Annotated in this window: 6 protein-coding genes; 4 read left to right on the forward strand and 2 right to left on the reverse strand. The window is 68.3% G+C overall.

What is annotated here, in order from left to right:
• The 3 genes from ACRDUX_RS00200 to ACRDUX_RS00210 form a co-directional block, all read left to right on the forward strand.
• Positions 1-427, forward strand: a 427-nt coding sequence (locus ACRDUX_RS00200; RefSeq protein ID WP_526409862.1) for a class II aldolase/adducin family protein, incomplete at its 5' end; no start/stop codon positions are given.
• Positions 424-1,509 (forward strand): Ldh family oxidoreductase, encoded by a 1,086-nt coding sequence (locus ACRDUX_RS00205; RefSeq protein WP_526409864.1) that lies wholly within the window; start codon positions 424-426, stop codon positions 1,507-1,509. The genes ACRDUX_RS00200 and ACRDUX_RS00205, both read left to right, overlap by 4 nt.
• Positions 1,510-1,517: 8 nt before the next feature.
• Complete coding sequence (locus ACRDUX_RS00210) at positions 1,518-1,853, forward strand: putative quinol monooxygenase (RefSeq protein ID WP_526409866.1); 336 nt, start codon at positions 1,518-1,520, stop codon at positions 1,851-1,853.
• 14 nt (positions 1,854-1,867) lie between these two features.
• Here the strand turns inward: ACRDUX_RS00210 and ACRDUX_RS00215 are convergent, their stop codons facing one another.
• Positions 1,868-2,812, reverse strand: coding sequence for an alcohol dehydrogenase catalytic domain-containing protein (locus ACRDUX_RS00215; RefSeq protein ID WP_526409872.1), 945 nt, complete (start codon positions 2,810-2,812; stop codon positions 1,868-1,870).
• Between the two features lie 87 nt (positions 2,813-2,899).
• The gene (locus ACRDUX_RS00220; RefSeq protein ID WP_526409868.1) at positions 2,900-3,799 is read right to left on the reverse strand and encodes a LysR family transcriptional regulator; all 900 of its coding nucleotides are present in this window, start codon (positions 3,797-3,799) and stop codon (positions 2,900-2,902) included.
• A gap of 157 nt (positions 3,800-3,956) precedes the next feature.
• Here ACRDUX_RS00220 and ACRDUX_RS00225 point away from each other — a divergent pair.
• Positions 3,957-4,689 (forward strand): SDR family NAD(P)-dependent oxidoreductase (locus tag ACRDUX_RS00225; protein WP_526409870.1); only part of this gene is annotated, 733 nt, incomplete at its 3' end.

Below are 4,689 nucleotides of genomic sequence, written 5' to 3' on the forward strand. Positions count from 1 at the left end.
ACCTCCCACCAAGGAGGCATTCCTGCACGTGGCCCTCTACCGGGCGCGGCCCGACGCTCGTGCCGTCGTGCACACCCACAGCACCCACTCGGTCGCCGTGTCCTGTCTACGAGACATCAACCGCGACAACGCGTTGCCCGCTCTCACCGCCTACTACGCCATGCGGGTCGGCACGCTGCCCGTCATGCCCTACCACGCCCCAGGCGACCCCGCCCTCGGCCCGGCCGCCGAACTCGCTGCCGCAGGGCACCACGCGCTGCTGCTTGCCAACCACGGACCCATCGTGGCCGGTGTCGACCTGTCTGCCGCCGCGGACGCTCTCGAGGAGATCGAGGAGACGGCCAAGCTCTTCCTGCTTCTGCAGGGACACCACGTCCAACCGGTGCCCGACGACGAGGCCCGACGCCTGAGCGGGCGGTCCAGATGAGCGCCGCACCGTCGCAAGCACTTCCGAATACGGGTGATGAACACCGCATCGCCGCCGCCAATCTCGTCGAGATGGGCACACGAATCCTTGCCATGCAAGGTGTTCCGGAGCCGGATGCGCTTCTGGTGGCCGAATCGCTGGTGACAGCCGACCTGTGGGGGCACCCATCGCACGGCATGCTCCGGCTGCCGTGGTACGTCGCGCGCATCCAAACCGGGGCCATGCAGGCGGTGACCCAGGTGGCGACGATCAGTTCGCATGCGGCCGTATCGGTACTCGACGGCCGCGACGGCATCGGTCAGGTCGTCACCCAGCACGCGATAACCGCCGCAGGCGACGCGGCGAGCACCTACGGCGTCGGTGTGGCCGCAGTCCGGAACAGCAACCACTTCGGCACCGCTGCCTATTGGACCCGAATCCTGGCCGAGCGGAATTGCGTTGGCATACTCACCACCAACGGCAGCCCCGCGATGGCGCCGTGGGGTGGCGTCGAGAAGTTGATCGGCGCCAACCCGTGGTCCATCGCGGTCCCCAGCGGCCGTCACGGTGCCGTCGTCCTCGACATCGCGAACATCGGGGTGGCACGCGGCAAGGTGTACGCCGCACGGCAACGCGGGGAACGACTGCCCGAGGGATGGGCCATCGACGCGTCCGGACTGCCGACCACCGACCCACAGGCCGCAATCGACGGGCTGCTCCTGCCGATGGCAGGCCACAAGGGCTACGCGGTGTCATTCATGATGGACGTGCTCTCCGGCGTACTGACCGGAAGTTCGTTCGGCCGCAACGTCATCGGCCCCTATGTGCCCGACGAGCGCAGCGGCTGCGGGCACCTGGTGATCGCCATCGACATCGCGACCATCATGGCAACCGAGCAGTTCACCGACCGCATGGACGAGCTCATCACCAGCGTCAAGTCCTCCCGCACGGCGCCGGGCCAGGAGATCCTCGTGCCGGGCGAACTGGAAAACCGCACCATCGCAACGGCAGCGGGCACCGTCACGCTGCCCACGAGAACCGTCGAGGAGCTCAACGCACTCGCCGTGGCCTGCAATGTCGAACCATTGACGCCGGAGCGATGATGTACACGTTGTTCGTCACTCTGGACGTGCACCCGGACAAACTCGCAGAGTTCGTCGACGCCATCACCACCAACGCCGCCGCGTCGTTACGTGACGAGCCAGGGTGTCTGACATTCGACGTCCACCAGGACATCACCACCTCGACACGCTTCTACCTGTACGAGATCTACGCCGACGAAGATGCCTTCACGATCGGCCACCGCGGAGCGCCGCACTACGCCCAATGGCAAGAGGCCGCCAAGGCGTGCGTCGTCGCCGGTAGCCATCGGAATGCGTTCGCCCGGCCGGTCAGAATGGGCGACAGCGGGACCCCTCGATCATCGCGACACGCGCTCACCCCCTGAGGGTGCCCGTCGGATCAGGAGAAGTCCAGGACCAACCGTCCGCGCAAGCCACCCGCCTCCAGCATGCGGTGGGCCTCGGCCGCCTCATCGGCGGGAAGCACCTTGGCGACGCGCAACGTCAATATGCCGTCCTCGACCTGGCGCCGCAGTGTGTCCAGCCCGTCGGTGTCGGTGATGCCGTCCGTCACCATCACCGGGTGTACCCGGATGTCCCGTTCGGCAGGACCAGACCACCCTCGGAGTTCGGCCAGCGCCCCGCCGTTGGTGATCGCGGGCACGATCTCGGTGGTCTGCATCGACCCGTCAACGAGGCCGGGAACGCCATGGGGAAACAACGCCAGAATGCGATCGGCGACATCGATGCCGCGCTCGACGACGTGGTCGGCACCGAAACCACGCACCAACTCGATGTCGTGCGGGGCGGCATCGGCGATCACCGTCAGCCCGTCGGCTTTGGCCAACTCGACCGCGTAACCACCCACGGCGCCGGCCGCACCGGTCACTGCGACGACCCCGCCGCGGGGCACGGCCAGCGCATCCAGGGCCAGCCGCGCGGTCATGGCGTTCATGAGCAACGTGGACGCCGCGGGGAAGTCTGTCCCTCGCGGGGCTGGAACCACGGACGCCGCCGGCACCACGACCTGCTCGGCGTAAGCGCCGCCGTGCACGCTGGTGAACAACACCATGGCGATCACTGACTGCCCTACCGCAAGGCGACCGTCGGAGTCGGGCCCGATCTGGTCGATCACGCCCGCGGCGTCCATGCCGGGCACGAAGGGGGCCTGGCGGTCGGGCATGCGGAGCGCGTGGCCGCCAGTGCGCAACAGCACATCGGTTGGGCTCACGGCAGCCGCATGTACCCGCATGCGGACCTCACCGGACCCGGCCCGTGGTTCGGGCAGGTTCAGGACCTGCAACGCTTCCGGGCCGCCATAGTCATGGACACCAATTGCCCTCACTGCCTTGCCAACCCGCCGCACCGGAACCGAATTCCCCACCCTGGGGATCGTCACCGGCAGCAGCACGAACGTGGACCTATGTGCTGATCACGCCGTTGCGCCGGTGAGGTGAGCACGTGCGGCGTGGACGAAGTCGGCGACCAGCGGGTTCGGGTCGCCGACCCTGGTGGCGATCACGACGCTGCTGGTCGGGAAGCCATCGACCGGCACCGTGGCGAGGTCGGCGCGCAACGAGCTGCGCCGGTCGCCGGCCGGCAACACCGCGATCGCCTGACCGCTCGCGATGAGTTCGAGCCTGTCCTCGAAGCTCTCGAAGACCGGGCCTGCCGAGATCGGACCGGGGTCGCTCAGCTGGTAGGCGTCGGTCGGGAAGATCGCCCGCGCCCCGCCGTGGGGGCAGATGAGAGAGTCGTCGCCGGCGAAGTCCTCCGGTGACACCGACGCGCGGCCGGCCAGGTGGTGGCCGACCGGCACCACCAGCATCCGCGGCTCCTCGTAGAGCACGGTGATCCGGGCCTCGTCGGCCGGGTAGGGCAACGGGGCCCGGCCGACCAGCACGTCCACCTGGCCCTCGGCAAAGGCCCGCTCGTCGTAACACTCGATGTGACGGGTGCCGATCTCGGCCCGCGGGTGGCGGCCGCGCAGGTCGCGGACGGCCGGGGTGATGACCAGGTCCTCGACGTACCCGATGATGACCTTGCCGGCGGGCGCGTAGGCGCGGGCGGTGAGCGCTGCCTGGCGAGCGGCGTGCAGAAGAGCTTGCGCCTGCGGAAGGAATGCCTTGCCGGCTTCGGTGAGCCGACTGCCCTGCGGCGTGCGGTCCAACAGGCGGACGCCGAGACGGTGCTCCAGGCGCTGGATCTGGCGGCTCAGCGACGGCTGCGCCAGGCGCAGCTCAGCGGCCGCCCGGCCGAAGTTCAGATGCTCTGCCACGACGGTGAAGTACCGCACCAGCCGCAGCTCGAGGTCGGTCCCGAGATCGTTCACCCGTTCATCCTCATCGCCATGTTGAACCCGGCCAACGGCCGGAGGTATTCCGCGTCATGCCGTTTCGGCATGTCGGGGTGCCGAACAGGTCTTGGACACCCGTTGCGGATTGCCAAAGACTCGTGGACACGGATTGCGACGAGAGGGATGGCAGAACATGAACAGGTACGACGGCAAGAACGTGGTGGTCATCGGCGGGAGTAGCGGGCTCGGGCTGGCGACCGCGCAGCTTCTGGCGGACGACGGCGCGCGCGTCATGATCACGGGACGGCACCGGGAAACCCTGGAGGACGCCGGCAGGCAACTCGGCGGCAAGGCCGTCACGGTCCAGAGCGACGTGGGTTCGCTACCGGAGATCGACGTGCTGGCCGACCGGGTGAAGACCGAGTTCGGCACCGTGGACGCGCTGTTCGTGAACGCGGGCATCGGCAGCTACGACCCGTTCGATGCGGTGTCCGAGCAGACCTACGACGACGTGTTCACCATCAACACCAAGGGTCCGTACTTCACCGTGCAGAAGCTGGCGCCGCTGCTTGCCGAGGGCAGTGGCGTGGTGCTGACCACGTCGATCGTGAACGTGCTGGCCTACGACGCGGTCAGTGTCTACTCGGCCAGCAAGGCGGCCCTGCGATCGATGGCCCGCACGCTCGCCAGGGAGCTGCTCCCCCGCAAGATCCGGGTCAATGCGGTCAGCCCCGGCCCGATCGACACGGGCAAGCTGGAGAAGGAGCTGCCTGCGGAAGTCGCGGCGAAGATGAAAGCGGAGTTCGCCGCGACCAATCCGATGCTGCGCTTCGGCCACCCGGACGAGTTCGCCAGGGCGGCGGCGTTCATGGCCTTCGACGCGACGTTCACGACCGGAGCCGAACTGGCGGTGGACGGCGGCCACT

The organism is Mycobacterium sp. (assembly GCF_050701675.1).
Classification (GTDB): Bacteria; Actinomycetota; Actinomycetes; order Mycobacteriales; family Mycobacteriaceae; genus Mycobacterium.